Raw genomic sequence first — 15,630 nt, forward strand, 5'->3', positions numbered from 1 at the left:
GCGCGGGAGCAGTCGTTTACTTTTCGTCGGCAGACTTTATGCACCGGGCAGGTCTATTGCTGGCGCGTTGCGCGCCGGGCGCAGGGCCGGCCGGACCGGGGGAGCGGGCGATGGGGGGCATCGGCCTCGACACTCTGACGTCGTTGACACGGAGCAGGCCGTGGCGCGCTGCCCTGGCGCTGGCGGCAGCTTGCGCGCTCGGCGCCTGCGGCGGCATCGACAGCCCGGTCGTCGCCACCCGCCCGGTGCCGGTCGAGGCGCCGGCGGCGGGACCGGCCGGCGACGCCAGCACGCTCGGCGCTGGCAGCGTCAAGGTGGCGCTGATCCTGCCGCTCACCGGGCCCGGCGCCGCGGTCGGCGCGGCGATGCGCAACGCCGCCGATCTCGCCCTGCAGGAATCCCAGAGCCCCGACCTGAAGATCCTGGTCAAGGACGACCGCGGCACCCCGGACGGCGCCCGGGAGGCGGCGGCCGCGGCCCTCGCGGACGGGGCGGAGCTGGTCATCGGCCCGCTCTTCTCCGCCGCGGTGCAATCCGCCGCCGCCACCGCGCGGCCCGCCGGCCGGCCGGTGATCGCCTTCTCGACCGATGCCAGCGTGGCGGCGCGCGGCGTCTACCTCCTGAGCTTCCTGCCGCAGCCCGAGGTCGACCGCGTCATCGACGAGACCACGGCGGCCGGGCGGCGCTCCTTCGCGGCCCTGATCCCGGATTCGACCTACGGCCGCGTCGTCGAGGCGCAGTTCCGCGAGGCGGTGGCCCGCCGCGGCGGGCGCGTCGTGGCGATCGAGCGCTACCCCGCCGGGAACCCGGCCGCCTCGGTCGGGCGGCTGGCGCCGCTGATCGCCGGCGCAGGCCCGCAGGCCGACGCGCTCTTCCTGCCCGACACGCCGGAGGGCCTGAGCGCCGCGAGCGCGGCGCTTTCCCGCGCGGGCTTCAGCCCGGCCCGGGTCAAGCCGGTCGGCACCGCGGTGTGGAACGACCCCAAGGTCTTCGCCCTGCCGGCGCTCCAGGGCGGCTGGTTCGCGGCCGCCGACCCGGCGGGCTTCACCGGCTTCAAGGAGCGCTACCGGGCCCGCTTCGGCGCGGAGCCGGCGCGGGTCGCGACGCTCGCCTACGACGCCGTGTCCCTCGCGGCGGCGCTGAACCGGCAATACGGCTCGCAGCGCTTCGCCGACACGACGCTGACCAATCCGTCGGGCTTCGCCGGCATCGACGGCACCTTCCGGTTCCGCCCGGAGGGCACCAGCGACCGGACCCTGGCGGTGTTCGAGATCCGCGGCGGCGGCACCACGATCGTCAGCCCGGCGCCCCGGGCGCTCGGGCCGTCGGGGACCTGAGGCGGCCTCACGCCGCCAGCTCGGCCACCACGGCATTGAGCACCGGCGCGCCCTTCGGGGTCGCGGCGAGGCGGCCCTCGGCCGTGCGGGCGACGAGGCCCGCCGCGACGAGCCCGGCGACCCGTCCCGGATCGAGGGGCCGGCCGGAGAGGGCATGGTAGCGGGCGGGGTCGATGCCCTCGCGCAGGCGCAGGCCCATCATCAGGAACTCGTCGGCCTGGTCGCCGGGGCTCAGGGCTTCCGTCTCGACGATGCCGTGGCCCTCGCCCTCCGCGCGGGCGAGCCAGGCCTCCGGGCTCCGCTCGGTCGCGGTGCCGGTGCGGCCCTCCGGCAGGACGAGGCGGCCATGGGCGCCCGGGCCGATGCCCGCATACTCGCCGTAGCGCCAGTAGAGCAGGTTGTGGCGCGATTCGGCGCCGGGCCGGGCGTGGTTCGAGATCTCGTAGGCCGGCAGGCCGGCGGCCGCGCAGACCTCCTGGGTCACGTCGTAGAGCGCCCGGGCGGTGTCGTCGTCCGGCACGGTGAGCTTGCCGGCGGCGGCGAGGCCGTGGAAGGGCGTCCCCTCCTCGATGGTGAGCTGGTAGAGCGACAGGTGCTCGGCCGCCCGGGCGATCGCCTCGCGCAGCTCCCGCGCCCAGGCCTGCGGCGTCTGGTCCGGCCGGGCATAGATCAGGTCGAACGAGTACCGGTCGAAATGCGAGGCGGCGGTCTCGACCGCCCGCAGCGCTTCCGCCGTGCTGTGGAGGCGGCCGAGCGCCTTGAGCGCGGCGTCGTCGAGGGCCTGCACCCCGAGGGAGACGCGGTTGACGCCCGCCGCCCGGTAGCCGCGGAAGCGCTCCGCCTCGACGCTGGTCGGGTTTGCCTCGAGGGTGATCTCGGCATCCGGCGCGACGCTCCAGGCGCCCGCCACGGCGTCGAGGAGCGCCCCCACGGTGGCGGGCTCCATCAGCGACGGCGTGCCGCCGCCGAGGAAGATGCTGGTGACGGTCCGCCCCGGCGCGAGGCGCGCGGCATGCGCGATCTCCCGCGCGAAGGCGGCCCGCCAGCGCGCCTGGTCGGGGCGGCTATGGCGGACGTGGCTGTTGAAGTCGCAATAGGGGCACTTCGCGGCGCAGAAGGGCCAGTGCAGGTAGACCCCGAAGCCGACGTCCCGGGTCGGATGATCGATCATCCGGCGGATGTGCCGCCCCGGCGCGCTCCGTGCAAGGGCCCCCGGTGCAAGGGGTGACCGCGTTATACCGGCAATCCGTGATGCCGCCGGGCGATCAGGCATTCCGGGTCGCCGGGCTCGCAGGCGCGGCAGACCTCGGGCCGCACGGCGTAGACCCGGCAGGACACGGCCTCCCCGACGCGGCCGGCCAGCGCGCTGCAGCGGTCGCCCTCGCAGCGCATCCGGCCGGCCGGATCGTCGACGTAGTCCTCCGGGATGCGCGCGATGTCGGCGTCGTCCTCGGTGCTGAAGCGGGGCCACTCGGCCGAGTAGGCGCAGCAGGCGCCGCAGGCCTGGCAGTCGAACGCAGCGGGGTCGGCCGGGGTCGCAGGCGCGGGGCCGACCCCGGCCAAGGGCCGGTTCACGGGCTCGGGCCCGGCGCCGCCGGCGGGATCGGGCGCGGGCGGCCGTCGTCGTCGATGGCCACGAAGGTGAAGACGCCGACCGTCACCTTCTCGCGGATCTGGGTGCGGAAGCGCCGCGCCCAGGCCTCGATCTGGATCCGCATCGAGGTGCGGCCGGTGGCGACGACCTGGGTGTAGACGCAGAGCACGTCGCCGACGCGGACCGGCCTCAGGAAGGTCATGCCGTCGACCGCCACGGTGACGACGCGCCCCTGCGCGTGCTCGACCCCGGCGATGCCGCCGGCCTGGTCCATCTGCGACATCACCCAGCCGCCGAAGATGTCGCCGTTGGCGTTGGTGTCGGCCGGCATCGCGATGGTGCGCACCGTGAGGTCGCCCTGCGGCCGCGCCGTCGTGTCCGCCGCGGTCCCTCCCCCGGCCGTTGCCTCCTCGGCGGTCGCTGCCCCGGTCTTGGCCATGATGCCCCCCTGGTCTCCCGCGCGAGCATAGGGCATCGAAGCACCCGAGCGCGAGCGCCCCGAATCGCCAAGGCCCCGCGGTTTCTTCCGCCGCCGGTCGGCCCTAGGTTCAGCCGCTCGCCACCAGCCGGAGGACGCACCATGATCCAGGGCCACCCCACCAGCGGCGCCGAAGCCGAGCGCGACTGCCCGGTCCCCCTCGCGACCCTCGGGGAGATCTACCGGGCCGAGAAGGAGGACCTGCCCGACCTGCTCGCCGCGCTGCCGGTGCAGACCCGCGCCAAGCTCGCGGGCTATCTCTACGCCAAGAGCCACACCCACGCCCTCGGCCTCACCGTCGCCCGCACCTGTGAGAAGGAGGATCTGGTGAAGGCGCTCGGCGAGATCGGCGCCGTGGTCTACGGCCAGGCCCACCTGCCGCCGCCCAAGCCCGCGCAGGCCGCCCCGACGGCGCCCCAGACCCGCAAGATCAGCCTCGGCGGCTCGGGCGCCAAGCGCAGCTTCGACTGACTGGCGCCCGGTCGCGCCGGCAGGGCCCGGCGCTCACGATGCGGCGCCCGGAGGCGTGTCCTCCGGGCCGGGCCTCGCAGGCCGTTCCGGCCCCGGGTCGACCCGCCCACGGTGGCGCAGACCCGACGCATTTCGCATACCGTATACGAAGCTTTGACGCCGGCGATCGTGTACCGTATACGAAGATATGATCAACCGCCCCGTCGAGCGCCTCTCGGCGCCCCTGCTCGCCGACCACCTGCATGACCGGCTCGTCGAGGCCGTGATCTTCGGCGATCTCCCGGCCGAGGCGCGGCTCGTCGAGGACAGCATCGCCGAGCAGTACGGGGTCAGCCGGTCGCCGGTGCGCGACGTCCTGCGCAAGATGGAGGCCGAGGGGCTCCTGACCCGCGAGGGCGCCAAGGGCCTCAACGTCGCGCCGATCTCGCGGCGCGACCTCGACGAGGTCTATCTCTGCCGCATCCCCCTCGAGGGCATCGCCGCCGCGGAGGCGGCGGTGAACCGCTCGCCCGACGGCGTCGAGGCCCTCGAGGCCATCTACGCCCGGATGCGCGAAGCCCAGCAGGCGGGCGGGGTGCGCGACTACTTCCTGGCCAACGTCGCCTTCACGGACGCGATCCACGCGGCGGCCCGGAACGCCACGCTGGTGCGCCTCCTCGGCGGCCTGAGCAAGCAGGCCCAGCGCTACCGCTACGCCGCCTACACGATGTTCCCGCACCTGATGGACCTGTCGGTCGAGGGCAGCCGCAAGATCGTCGACGCCATCGCGGAGACGGATGCCGACCGGGCCCGGAGCGTGACCGAGACCCTGATCAAGCAATCCTGGCTCACCATCCGGGACTGCTTCCATGATTGAGCCGGGCACGATTGAACCGGGTCGCCCCCGCCGCGAGGCGCTGTCCTTCAGCGCGGTCCTGCGCGAGAGCCTGGGCTCGGTCGTGCGCGAGATGCGCCGGGCGATGGTGCGCTCCTCCTACAGCTCGATCATCTACGAGGGCTACGACTTCTCCTGCGTGCTCACCGACGGGGCCGGCAACCTGATCGCCGAATCCGGCGAGGACCACCCCTTCCACATCATCCCGATCAGCGGGGCGGTGGCGGGCATGACCCGCCGGCATGGCGCGATCGGCCCGGACGAGATCGTGCTGCACAACGACCCCTATACGGGCGGCACGCATCTCAACGACGTCGCGGTGATCTGGCCGGTCCATCACGACGGCGCGCCCGCCTTCCACATCGTCATCCGCTCGCACTGGGCCGATATCGGCGGCATGTCGCCGGGCTCGCTCAACGGCGCGGCGACCGAGATCCTGCAGGAGGGCCTGCGGCTCGACTACGTCCGGGTCGCCCGCAGCGGGGCGGACGAGGTGCTGCGCCTCGTCCTCGACAACGTGCGGGCGAGCCGCGAGGCGGCATCCGACTTCCGCACGGTCCTGGGCATCTGCCGGGTCGCCGAGGCGCGGCTGCGGGGCCTGCTCGCGAAATATGGCGCCTCGCGGGTCGAGGGCGCGGTGCAGGACATCCTCGACGGGGCCGAGCAGCGCCTGCGCCGCGCCATCGCGGCCCTGCCGGACGGGACCTGGCACCATACCGGCTACCTCGACGGCGCCGCGGCGACGCCCCACCCGCTGCGGGTCCAGGTCGCCCTCACGGTCGAGGGTGACAGGGTCCGGGCGGACTTCGCCGGGACCTCGCCGCAGGTGGCCGCGCCGCTCAATGCCGGCCCGGCGATCGCGCCGACCTCGGTGCTGACCGTGATCAAGTCGTTCCTCGATCCCGCCGGCTCGATCAATTCCGGCACGCTCCGGGCGATCGCGGTCGACGCGCCGGAGGGAACGATCGTGAACGCGACGCCGCCCGCGCCCTGCGGCGGCCTCAACGAGGTGCGCTTCGCCTGCGACGCCGCCGTGATGGGCGCCCTCGGGCAGATCGCGCCGAACCGGCTGATCGGCGACGTGCGGGGCACCTCGAACCACACCTATATCGGCTCGCGCTCCTTCATCTTCTACGAGTATCCCTCGGGCGGCACCGGCGCCTCGGCCGACAGCGACGGCGCGGTCGCGGTGCGGGCCTTCAACGAGGGCGAGAACGTCTCGATCCAGTCGGCCGAGATCGTCGAGGCGACCTTCCCGCTGCGGGTCCTGCGCAACGAGATCCGGCCGGACAGCGGCGGGCCGGGGCGATGGCGCGGCGGCTGCGGCCTGCGCCGCGAGGTCGAGGTGCTGGCCGACGACGCGCGGCTCTCGGTCCTGTCCGACCGCAACGTGGTGCCGCCGGCCGGCGTCAATGGCGGCCTGTCCGCCGCACCCAACCGCTACCGCCTGCGGCGGGACGGCGCCGAGATCGCGCCCGGCGCCTTCCCGGGCAAGATCGCGAACTTTTCCCTGCGGCGGGGCGACGTGGTGGTGGTGGAGAGCTCCGGCGGGGGCGGCTACGGCAATCCCTGCCTGCGGGACGCCAAGCGCATCGCCGCGGATCTCGCCGACGGCTACGTCACGCGCGACGGCCTCGCGCCCTACCGCCAGCCCGGCCCCTACCCGGTGCTGGCCGCCGATCCGGATCTCGCCTCCCATGCCTGCGGCCTGTGCGAGACCCTGGCCGGCGTGCTCGGGGCCGGGCCCGGATCCCTGATCGAGATCGTCTTCGTCACCGGGCCGAGCCGGCGCTACTGGGTCGCCGCCGTCGACGCGGACGGGCCGGAAGGCCGCGTCCGCATCGCGCCGACGCCCGCCCCCCTGCCCGACACCTGGGCGATCCGCCTGCTGGCGCACAGAACCCCGCTCCGAGAAGGCCCGCCGCCATGATCCCTCACCCGTCCGCCGCGCCCCTCGGCCGCCGCACCGCGCCCTCGAACGTCGAGGCGGCCCAGCTCGCCGATGCCCGCGACCTCTTCCCGGGCGGCGTGCTCGGCGGCAACGCCCTGCCGGAGGGCTGCGCCTTCGTGGTCTCGCACGGGACCGGCGGCCGGTTCTGGGACACGTCGGGCAACGAATACATCGACTACGTGCTCGGCTCCGGCTCGCTCTTCCTCGGCCACGCCCATCCGCGGATCCAGGCGGCGGTGGCGGAGCAGGCCGCCCGCGGCACCCATTTCTTCGCCTATCTCAACGAGACCGCGGTGGCCTATGCCCGCCGCCTCAAGCCCCTGGTGCGCTGCGCCGAGCGCATGCGCTTCACCACCGCCGGCTCCGACTCGACCTTCCACGCCATCCGGCTCGCCCGCGCCTTCACGGGCCGCGACCGGATCGTGAAGTTCGAGGGCGCCTATCACGGCGTCCACGACTACGCCCAGGTCTCGACCGCGCCGGGGCGCGAGGCGCCGTTCCCGAAGCCCGTGCCCGATACGGCCGGCATCCCGGGCCACGTCGCCGACCTGACCCTGGTGGCGCAGTGGAACGACATCGAGAGCCTCAGGGCGATCCTGGAGGCCCACCGGCACGAGATCGCCGCGGTGATCATGGAGCCGATCCAGCGCATCCTGTCGCCGGCGCCCGGCTTCCTCCAGGCGGTGCGGGAACTGACCTGGGACCACGACGTCCTGATGATCCTCGACGAGGTGGTGACGGGCTTCCGCTACGGGCTCGGCGGCGCCCAGGATTACTTCGACGTCGTCCCGGACCTCGCCACCTACGGCAAGATCATCGGCGGCGGCCTGCCGGTCGGCGCCGTGATGGGGCGGGCCGACATCATGGAGCAGGCCGACCCGGCCCAGAAGGGCAGCCCCGGCTACGTCTACCAGAACGGCACCCTCCAGGGGCACCCGCTCGGCTGCGCGGCCGGCCTCGCGATGCTCGACATCCTGTCGGAGGACGGCGTCTACGACCGCGTCTTCGCGCTGGCCGACCGCCTGCGCGCCGGGCTCCAGCAGATCTTCGACCGCCACCGGATGGGCGTGGTGGTGTTCGGCGAGGGGCCGATGTGGCACTTCCTGTTCGCCGAGGCGGCGCCTGCGAACTACCGCGACATCCGCCGCAGCGACCTTGGCAAGCTGCGCCGCTTCGAGGCCGAGATGATCCGCAACGGCCTGTTCGTGCTGCCGAACAACCGCCGCTTCGTCTCGATCGCCCATACCGACGACGACCTCGCGGCGACCTTCGCGGCGGTCGACCGCTGCTGCCGCACGCTCCTGGCCTGAAGGAGCGCGCCGTGGCCCGCGGTTACTTCGTCGGCATCGATGTCGGCGGCACCTTCACCGACGCGACCGTCTACGACGTCGCGGCCCGGACCTGCTCCGCCGTCAAGGTGCCGTCGAACCGCGCCGCGCCCGACCAGGCGGTGCTCGCCGTGATCGCGAAGTCGGCGGCGCCGGCCTGCGGGATCCGCCGGGTGGTCCACGGCACCACGGTCGCCACCAACGCCCTCCTGGAGCGCCGCGGCGCCCGGGCCGCGCTCGTGGCGACGCGGGGCTTCCGGGACGTGATCGAGCTCGGCCGCACCACCCGTCTCACGCCCGGCAGCCTCTACGATCCCTACTTCCGCCGGCCGCCGCCGGTGATCCGCCGGCGCGACCGGCACGAGGTGGCGGGGCGCGTCGAGGCCTCCGGCGCGGTGAGCGAGCCCCTCGACGAGGCGGACCTCGACGCCCTCGGGCGGGCGCTCGCGGCGGACGGCGTCGAGGCGGTCGCGGTCGGCTTCCTCAACGCCTACCGCAACCCCGCGCACGAGCGCCGCGCGAAGGAGATCCTGTCGCGCCATCTCGGCTTCGTGACCGTCTCGACCGACGTGCTCAACGAGGTGCGCGAGTACGAGCGGTTCTTCGTCACCGCCCTCAACGCCGTGCTGATGCCGATCATGGCGCGCTACGTCGGCGCCCTGACCGAGGCCGTGGCGGAGGGCTACCCGGCGGCGAGCTTCTACACCGTGGCCTCGCATGGCGGCCTCCTCACCACGCAGGCCGTGACCGAGGCGCCGGTGCGCACGATCCTGTCGGGCCCCGCCGCGGGCCTCGCCGCCACGCGCCGCCTCGCCGAGGCGCTCGGGATCGCCCGCATCATCGCCTGCGACATGGGCGGCACCTCGACGGACGTCGCTCTGGTGGCGGACGGCGCCCTGCCGCTCAAGCGCGAGACGGTCCTCGACGGCAACGTGATCCGCCTGCCGCAGCTCGACATCCACACGGTGGGAGCGGGCGGCGGCTCGATCGCCAGCCTCGACGGCGGCGGCGACCTCGTCCTCGGTCCCGAGAGCGCCGGCGCGCGGCCGGGCCCGGCCTGCTACGGCCACGGGGGGACGCGCCCGACCGTGACCGACGCCAACGCGGTGCTCGGCCGGCTCGGGGCCGGCCAGGAGCTCGGCCGCTCGCTCTCCCTCGACGCCGAGGCGGCCCGCCGCGTCGTCGCGGCCCTGGCGAAGGCGGCCGGCCTGCCCACCGAGGCGATGGCCGAGGCGATCCTCGACCTCGCGGTCGCCAAGATGGCGGCGGCGGTCCACGAGATCTCGGTCGCCCGCGGCTACGACCCGGCCGAGTGCGCGCTCCTGTGCTACGGCGGGGCCGGGCCGCTCCATGCCTGCCTGGTGGCGGAGGCGCTCGGCATTCCCCGCGTCGTGGCGCCGCCCGATCCCGGCACCTTCTCGGCCTTCGGGGCTTTGTGCTCGGCGCTCACCCTCGACCGGGCGCTGACGATCCTCGCGCCGCTCGGGCCCGAGGCGCTGGCCCGGTCAGCCGCGTTCTTCGCCTCGGCCGCGCCGGCGATGCGGGAGGCGTTCGCGGAGCAGGGCATCGACCCGGACGGCTTCACCCTCGAGTGCCAGTACGACCTGCGCTACGAGGGCCAGGCCCACGAGCTGACCGTTCCTTGCACCCCCGACGCCGACGCGCATGCCCTCACGGCGGCCTTCGAGGCGGCCTTCGCGCGGGAATACGGCCGCCTCGACCGCGAGCGCGGCCTTGTGCTCGTCAATGTCCGGGCGGTCGGCCGCGTCCCGGTGGAGAGCCCGGCCTGGACCGCACCGCTTCCGGGCTCCGGCCGGCCCCTGGGCCGCCGCACCGTCTGGGCCGAGGGCGAGGCGCGTCCATGCCCGGTCTGGCAGCGGGACGACCTGAGTCCCGGCGAGCCGGTCGCGGGCCCGGCGGTGATCGAGGAGATGTCGGCCACCACCTACGTGCCGCCGGGCTGGACGGCACGGGCCGGTCGCATCGGCGAGCTCGACATCCGGCGGAATCCGGCGTGAGCGACGACCTCAGGCGACGCGCCGGGCTGTCGGCCGCGGGATTCGGCGCGATGCTGAACCTCTACGCCTGCCAGCCGATCCTGCCCGACCTGCAGCGGGCCTTCGGGGTCAGCCCCGCCCGCGCCGCCCTGACGGTGACGGCCACCGCCGCGGCGGTCGCGCTCGTGGCGCCGGTCGCCGGCGCCGTCTCGGACGCCGCCGGCCGCAAGCCCACGATCGTGGCGGCCCTGGCGCTGATCGCCCTGCCGAGCCTCGCCTGCGCGCTGGCCCCGAGCCTCGACGTGCTGATCTGCCTGCGCTTCCTCCAGGGCCTGTTCATGCCGGCGGCCTTCGCGGCGTGCCTGGCCTACGCGAGCGAGGAATGGCCGCCCGCCCTGCGCGGCCGGGCGACGACGCTCTACGTCACGGCGAACATCACCGGGGGCTTCCTCGGCCGCGTCATCGGCGGCCTCGCGGCGGAATGGGGCGACTGGCACGCGGCCTTCCTGGTCCTCGGGCTCGCCAACCTCCTGGCCGCCCTCGCGGTCGCGATGCTGCTGCCGCGCTCCCGGGGCGCCCCGGCCGCGACCGGGTTCGGCACGGCGGTCGCCGCCATGCCGCGCCACCTCGGCAACCCGGCCCTGCTCTCGGCCTTCGCGGTCGGGTTCGCGGTCCTGTTCTGCCTCGCGGGGGTGTTCACCTACGTCAACTATCATCTGGCGGCGGCGCCCTTCGGGCTGTCGGCCGGCGAGTTGAGCTGGCTGTTTGGCACCTACCTCGTCGGCCTGCTGATCCTGCCGGTCTCCGGACGGTGGATCGACCGGTTCGGGCCGCGGCGGGCGATCCTCCTGGCCATCGCCGGCTCCGCCCTCGGCGGCGGCCTCACGCTCGCACCGACCCTCTGGGTGATCGTGCCGGCCCTGGTGCTGGTCTGCCTCGGGGCCTTCGTGTGCCAGGCGGCCGCCACGGCCTTCGTCGGCCGCGGCGCCGCCCATCACCGCTCGGCCGCGGCCGGGCTCTATCTCGGCTTCTACTACGCGGGCGGTGCGGCGGGGGCGTTCCTGCCCGGCTTCGCCTATGCGCGCCTCGGCTGGCCGGGCGTCGTCGCGGTCGTCCTCGCGGTCGAGGCCGCCGCCGCCCTGCTGGTCTACTCGGCCTGGCGCGACCCCGCGCCCGAGCCGCGTCTCGCCTGAGCGGATCCGTGTCTTCGCGTCGCGACGCGAGGACGGGCCAGCCTCACCGAAACCCGGGATGGCGGGACAACCCGCTTCCGGCCACGATGCCGGTCCCGAGGGAGGAGCGCCGAATCGGTTCGTCCCGCGTCCGGCGTCGCGCCGGCGCCAACAGAGGATGTCGTCCGCATGCCCGCCCCCCTGACGCGCCGCACCCTCCTGGCCGGCGCCGGCGCCGCCCTGACCCTCGACGCGCCGCGCCTCGCGGCGGCCGGGGAGCGCACGCTGCGCATCGCCATGACGGCGGCCGACATCCCGCTCACCACCGGCGGGCCCGACAACGGCTTCGAGGGCTTCCGCTTCACCGGCTACACGCTCTACGACCCGCTCATCGCCTGGGACCTGTCGCGCAGCGACAAGCCCGCCGAGCTCAAACCCGGCCTCGCCGAATCCTGGAGCGTCGACGAGGGCGACCGGACCGCCTGGACCCTGCGCCTGCGAAGCGGCGTGACCTTCCACGACGGCTCGGCCTTCGACGCCGATGCGGTGGCCTGGAACCTCGCGAAGCTCCTCGACGACAAGGCGCCCCACCACGACCCCAAGCAATCGGCGCAGGTCCGCGGCCGCCTCGGCTCGGTCGCATCCTGGACGGTGGTCGATCCGCAGACGATCCGCATCGTCACCCGCACGCCCGACGCGTTCTTTCCCTACCAGCTGACCTTCCTGCTGGTCTCGAGCCCGGCGCAGTACGAGGCGGTCGGCCGCGACTGGCAGAAATTCGCCGCCGCGCCCTCCGGCACCGGGCCGTTCAAGCTCGTCCGGCTGGTGCCGCGCGAGCGGGCGGAGCTCGTCGCCAACCCCGCCTACTGGGATCCGGCGCGCCGGCCGGCCTATGACCGCCTGGTGCTCCAGCCGATGCCGGAGGCGACCACCCGGGTGGCGGCGCTCCTCTCGGGCCAGGTCGACTGGATCGAGGCGCCGGCGCCCGACCAGATCAACGCCCTCAAGGCGGCGGGGCACCGCATCCTGACCAACATCTACCCGCATTACTGGGCCTACCAGCCGAGCTTCCTGCCGGGCTCCCCCTTCACCGACGTGCGGGTGCGCAAGGCCATGAACCTCGCCATCGACCGGGAGGGGTTGCGGGGGCTCCTCAACGGCCTGATGATCCCGGCCGAGGGCAGCGTCCCGCCGGACCATCCGTGGTTCGGGCACCCGACCTTCAAGCTCCGGCACGACCCCGAGGAGGCCCGCCGCCTGCTCGCCGAGGCCGGCTACGGGCCACAGCGCCCCTTACGCTTCAAGGTGGCGATCTCGACCTCCGGCTCGGGGCAGATGCAGCCGCTGGCGATGAACGAGTTCATCCAGCAGAACCTGGCGGCGGTCGGCATCGCGATCGAGTTCGACGTGATGGAGTGGGGCACGCTGCTCGGCCGGTGGCGGGCGGGCGCCCAGGCCCCGGCGAACCAGGGGATCGCGGCGCTCAATTCGAGCACCGGCACCTTCGACCCGTTCAACGCCTTCATCCGCTTCTTCAGCAGCCGCTATGCGGCCCCGAACGGCTTCAACTGGGGCCAGTTCTCGAATCCGGACTACGACGCCCTGATCGCCAAAGCCCAGCTCGCCTTCGACAAGGCGGAACAGGACCGGCTGCTCGCCGAGCTGCACACCCGCGCGGTCGACGACGCCCTGCTGATCTGGGTCTGTCACGACGTCAACCCGCGCGTGGTCTCGCGCAAGGTCGACCGCGTGGTCCAGCCGCAGAGCTGGTACATCGACCTCGCCACGGTCACGCTTGCCTGAGCATCTGCGTCAGATGTCGCAGCTGAGGCCCAGGGCCGCCAGGCCCTCGTCGAGGAGGTCGCCGACATTCGGGATCCCGAGCAGGTAGTCGGCGGTGCGGGTGCCGGCGGCCTCGCGCTCGCGGGCGAGGCGCACGGCGTCGGGAAACTCCTCCGGCTCCATGTCGCCGCGGCCGACGAACAGGATCGCCACCAGTTCGGCGCGCTCGTCGTCGTTGAGGCCCGCCACCATCTCGCGCAGCTCCTCCTCGGTGGCGTCGTCGGTGCCGTCGACCAGGACGTCGCGGGCGCCGTCGTCGATCGGGTTCGAGCCGGAATCGGGGTCGCTCAGGCCCTCCTTCACGTCGAGGGCCCGGGCCCGCAGGATGAACTCACAGACCTTCTCTACGGCGATGTCCATCGGGGAAACTCCTCTGACGCGCACGCGACGATTGATCCAGCCTCAACCCGCGAGGTGCGGCACGGTTCGCCCGATCGATGTCGCCTCTGGACGCCGGCGCGGTTCGACATCAAGTGACCGGCGGCGCGTCCACCCCCGAGGTTCCCGATGCTGATCAACGCCGCCTTCGCGGCCCTGCGGCAGGTCTTCTCCCCGCCGCTCCGCCAGATCCTGTGGAAGTCACTGGGCCTGACGGTCGGGCTCCTCGCCCTGGTGTGGTTCGGCCTCACCAAGGGCATCGCGGCGCTGATCGCCGCCCACCCGATCTCGACCGACTACGCGATGGTCAACGCCGTGGCGTCGTTCCTGGCCGGGGCCGGGCTGTTCGTCGGGCTCGCCTACATCCTGCCGCCGGTCTCGATCCTGGTGGCGGGCTACTTCCTGGACGACGCCGCGGCGATCGTCGAGCGCACCGACTTCCCGGACGAGGTGCCGGGCCGCGCCATGCCGCTCGGCCAGGCGATGCTCTACACGGTGCGCTTCGCCGCGCTCGTGCTCGCGGTCAACCTCGCGGCCCTGGCGCTGCTCCTGGTGCCGGGCATCAACGTCGCGGCGTTCTTCATCGCCAACACCTACCTGCTGGGGCGGGAATATTTCGAGCTCGCCGCCGCCCGGTTCCGGCCGCTGCCGGAGGCCGGCGCGATGCGGCGCCACCACACCGCCACCGTGATGCTGGCCGGCGCGCTGCTGGCCGGGCTGATGCTGGTGCCGATCCTCAACCTCGTCACGCCGCTCTTCGGCATCGCCCTGATGGTCCACGTCCACAAGGGCCTGAGCCGCGACCGGCTGCTGATGCCGCCGGCCTCCCGACCGCCGGTGACGCAGGACCGCGACCGGCTCGGGGCCGGCTCGCCGCGGCCGTGGTGAAGGATCAGGACCCGGCCGGGCGGGCCTGGATCACCGGCGCCGCGGCCGCGAGGATCGCGGCGGGATCGCGGTCGAGGGGCGGGTAGATCCGGCTGCCGTTGATGGTGCGCTTCACCGCCTTCGCGGCCGCGCCGACAGAGACCAGGTGCTCGCGCGTCCACCCCGCCGTGTAGGCGGCGCCCCAGGCGCCGAGGTCGAGCACCGTGACGTAGTCCGGCGCCGCGAAGGGGATCCGGTCCTGCGGCCGCCCGGCGAGGTCGCAGGCGGCGTTGTGGCCGGCGATCCGCCCCATCGGCCGCGCGTGCTGGCACGACATCACGGTGCGGTGGCCGGCGGCGTCGGCCTGTGCCACCGCGACGTCGCCGGCGGCGTAAACGTCCGGCACGCCCTCGACCCGCAGGAGCGCGTCGACCGGCAGCCGGCCGAGGGGATCGAGCGGCACGTCGAGGTCGCCGGCGAGCGGGCTCGCCCGAAATCCGGTGGCGAGCACCACCGTCAGGGCGGGGAGCCGCGTGCCGTCGGAGAGCGTGACCCCGGCCGCGCCGATCTCGGCGACGCCGGCGCCGCCGCGATACGCCACCCCGGCCGCCGCCAGCGCCTGGCGGATCGCCGGCGCGGCCGCCCCCATCGCCGCGCCGGCCCGGGCGGCGGGGTCGATCACGATCGTCTCGACCGGCCCGGCCTCCCCCGCGCGGTCGCGGGCCCGAGCCAGGCGCGCCGGCAGCTCGCAGGCGATCTCGAGCCCGACGAGGCCGCCGCCGACGACCAGGGCGGTCCAGCGCCCGGCCTGGCCGCGCCCGAGCCCGCCCTCGCCGAGCCGCGCCAGGTGATCGGCCAGGCGCTCGGCACCCGTCACCGTATCGACGTCGAACCCCGCCGCCACGCCCGGCACGTCGGGCAGGCGCAGCGCGCTGCCCGCCGCCAGGACCAGGCGGTCGTAGCCGAGGGACGCGGGCGCCCCGTTGCCGCGATCCGCCCGCAGCGCGACCTGGCGGCCGGCGGCGTCGATGCCCGCGACCGTGGCGTCGACGTGGGCGATGCCGATCGGGCCGAGCACGTCGTCGTAGGCGACGCGCAAGGGGGCGAGGTCGGCTTCGTAGCAGCGCACCCGGATCTCGTGGAAGCGCCCCGGCGCCACCAGGGTGACGGCCTCGACGCCGCCGAGGAGATCCCGGGCCCGCGCCGCCGCGGCGGCGGCCCACAGGCCGGCAAAGCCGCCTCCCACAACGACGATCCGCCCCGTCATCGCACGTTCCTCCCGCCACGACCGGCATCGTAGCAGCCCGGTGCCGCCTCCCTCATCATCGCCGAAAGGGGGGC

The 15,630-nt window shown here is 74.2% G+C and carries 14 protein-coding genes; 9 read left to right on the plus strand and 5 right to left on the minus strand.

What is annotated here, in order from left to right:
- Nucleotides 1–110: 110 nt before the first annotated feature.
- Entirely contained in the window at nucleotides 111–1,337 is a 1,227-nt protein-coding gene (locus EU555_RS18375; protein WP_135416626.1) for a penicillin-binding protein activator, read from the plus strand.
- A 7-nt stretch (nucleotides 1,338–1,344) separates the two neighbouring features.
- On the opposite strand, the gene hemW is transcribed toward EU555_RS18375, so the two are convergent.
- From hemW to yciA, 3 genes are all read right to left on the minus strand, one after another.
- Complete coding sequence (gene hemW, locus EU555_RS18380; protein WP_135416628.1) at nucleotides 1,345–2,508, minus strand: radical SAM family heme chaperone HemW; 1,164 nt, start codon at nucleotides 2,506–2,508, stop codon at nucleotides 1,345–1,347.
- Nucleotides 2,509–2,570: 62 nt separating this feature from the next.
- A complete protein-coding gene (locus EU555_RS18385) occupies nucleotides 2,571–2,912 on the minus strand; it encodes a YkgJ family cysteine cluster protein (protein WP_245524360.1) in 342 nt (113 codons plus the stop codon).
- On the minus strand, nucleotides 2,909–3,370 hold the full coding sequence (gene yciA, locus EU555_RS18390; protein ID WP_135416630.1) for an acyl-CoA thioester hydrolase YciA: 462 nt from the start codon (nucleotides 3,368–3,370) through the stop codon (nucleotides 2,909–2,911). The genes EU555_RS18385 and yciA overlap by 4 nt, the downstream gene beginning before the upstream one ends.
- Nucleotides 3,371–3,511: 141 nt before the next feature.
- Between yciA and EU555_RS18395 the strand changes: the two genes are divergently transcribed.
- The 7 genes from EU555_RS18395 to EU555_RS18425 all read left to right on the plus strand — a co-directional run bounded on the left by EU555_RS18395 (nucleotide 3,512) and on the right by EU555_RS18425 (nucleotide 13,005).
- On the plus strand, nucleotides 3,512–3,880 hold the full coding sequence (locus EU555_RS18395; protein WP_135416632.1) for a hypothetical protein: 369 nt from the start codon (nucleotides 3,512–3,514) through the stop codon (nucleotides 3,878–3,880).
- Between the two features lie 187 nt (nucleotides 3,881–4,067).
- On the plus strand, nucleotides 4,068–4,736 hold the full coding sequence (locus EU555_RS18400; protein WP_135416634.1) for a GntR family transcriptional regulator: 669 nt from the start codon (nucleotides 4,068–4,070) through the stop codon (nucleotides 4,734–4,736).
- On the plus strand, nucleotides 4,729–6,684 hold the full coding sequence (locus tag EU555_RS18405; protein WP_135416636.1) for a hydantoinase B/oxoprolinase family protein: 1,956 nt from the start codon (nucleotides 4,729–4,731) through the stop codon (nucleotides 6,682–6,684). Before EU555_RS18400 ends, EU555_RS18405 begins: the two co-directional genes overlap by 8 nt.
- On the plus strand, nucleotides 6,681–8,015 hold the full coding sequence (locus EU555_RS18410; RefSeq protein WP_135416638.1) for an aspartate aminotransferase family protein: 1,335 nt from the start codon (nucleotides 6,681–6,683) through the stop codon (nucleotides 8,013–8,015). The genes EU555_RS18405 and EU555_RS18410 overlap by 4 nt, the downstream gene beginning before the upstream one ends.
- 11 nt (nucleotides 8,016–8,026) lie before the next feature.
- Nucleotides 8,027–10,051 (plus strand): hydantoinase/oxoprolinase family protein, encoded by a 2,025-nt coding sequence (locus tag EU555_RS18415; protein WP_167858599.1) that lies wholly within the window; start codon nucleotides 8,027–8,029, stop codon nucleotides 10,049–10,051.
- Nucleotides 10,048–11,223 carry an MFS transporter gene (locus EU555_RS18420; RefSeq protein ID WP_167858600.1) on the plus strand — a complete coding sequence of 392 codons (1,176 nt, stop codon included), beginning with the start codon at nucleotides 10,048–10,050 and terminating at the stop codon, nucleotides 11,221–11,223. The genes EU555_RS18415 and EU555_RS18420 overlap by 4 nt, the downstream gene beginning before the upstream one ends.
- Before the next feature lie 168 nt (nucleotides 11,224–11,391).
- The gene (locus tag EU555_RS18425) at nucleotides 11,392–13,005 is read left to right on the plus strand and encodes an ABC transporter substrate-binding protein (RefSeq protein ID WP_135416644.1); all 1,614 of its coding nucleotides are present in this window, start codon (nucleotides 11,392–11,394) and stop codon (nucleotides 13,003–13,005) included.
- A gap of 9 nt (nucleotides 13,006–13,014) precedes the next feature.
- Here the strand turns inward: EU555_RS18425 and EU555_RS18430 are convergent, their stop codons facing one another.
- Entirely contained in the window at nucleotides 13,015–13,404 is a 390-nt protein-coding gene (locus tag EU555_RS18430; RefSeq protein WP_135416646.1) for a DUF3775 domain-containing protein, read from the minus strand.
- A gap of 147 nt (nucleotides 13,405–13,551) precedes the next feature.
- Between EU555_RS18430 and EU555_RS18435 the strand changes: the two genes are divergently transcribed.
- The gene (locus EU555_RS18435) at nucleotides 13,552–14,310 is read left to right on the plus strand and encodes a sulfate transporter family protein (RefSeq protein ID WP_135416648.1); all 759 of its coding nucleotides are present in this window, start codon (nucleotides 13,552–13,554) and stop codon (nucleotides 14,308–14,310) included.
- A gap of 4 nt (nucleotides 14,311–14,314) precedes the next feature.
- Here EU555_RS18435 and EU555_RS18440 read toward each other — a convergent pair whose 3' ends face one another.
- Nucleotides 14,315–15,556, minus strand: a complete 1,242-nt coding sequence (locus EU555_RS18440; protein ID WP_135416650.1) for an NAD(P)/FAD-dependent oxidoreductase — start codon at nucleotides 15,554–15,556, stop codon at nucleotides 14,315–14,317.
- Nucleotides 15,557–15,630 lie beyond the last annotated feature (74 nt).

The organism is Methylobacterium nonmethylotrophicum (assembly GCF_004745635.1).
GTDB classification, from domain to species: Bacteria; Pseudomonadota; Alphaproteobacteria; order Rhizobiales; family Beijerinckiaceae; genus Methylobacterium; species Methylobacterium nonmethylotrophicum.